The following is a 533-nucleotide window of genomic DNA, read 5'->3' on the forward strand; positions in this document are numbered from 1 at the left end:
AAATGATTGCCAATGTAAAACAAGAGTTAATGTTGTCGTTGCAAACTCAAATAGCTGAACAGGTATTTGAAATGAATTCAGCCCTAGAGTTTGCTAGCTTTGAACAACCACAAACCACAACAACCTTAACCACTGAGAACAAGTAATGGATTGGGCAATGAATATAGCTTTGGTGCTGCCATTAATGTCGTTATTGTTATTGCCAGTGATCAGTTTTGCACTGTGTGCGACAGTAGTCAGCTGGCTATTATGGCCAAGCATTAATGACCAAGCTTAATCTGAACACCATTACTGACTAGGATAAACCTGGTTGAGTACGAGAGGATAATATGAAGCGTTTAATCAATAGATTACAAGATGAAACTCGGATCGTATGTGGCGTATCAGCTAAGCTGGCTAAACAATACGGCTGGTCATTACTTTGGACACGTGTTGTGACAGTAGGGCTCGTTGTAAGCACCCCCAGTATCGGTCTGTTAGCTTACTTTGTGATAGCCGTAGTGATGAGTCAAAAAACGACTCGATTTTAACGT

1 protein-coding gene is annotated in these 533 nt (G+C 40.7%); it reads left to right on the forward strand.

Annotated elements, in window-relative coordinates:
* Positions 1–329: 329 nt before the first annotated feature.
* Positions 330–530 carry a PspC domain-containing protein gene (locus tag AAEZ00_RS20620; protein ID WP_101034133.1) on the forward strand — a complete coding sequence of 67 codons (201 nt, stop codon included), beginning with the start codon at positions 330–332 and terminating at the stop codon, positions 528–530.
* The last annotated feature ends 3 nt before the right edge of the window (positions 531–533 follow it).

The sequence above is a fragment of the Shewanella sp. S1-49-MNA-CIBAN-0167 genome (genome assembly GCF_040310145.1).
GTDB classification, from domain to species: Bacteria; Pseudomonadota; Gammaproteobacteria; order Enterobacterales; family Shewanellaceae; genus Shewanella; species Shewanella psychromarinicola.

Excerpts from the sequence above, each read along its gene's own strand:
- AAEZ00_RS20620 (WP_101034133.1), top strand. The coding sequence starts at position 330 with ATGAAGCGTTTAATCAATAGATTACAAGATGAAACTCGGATCGTATGT.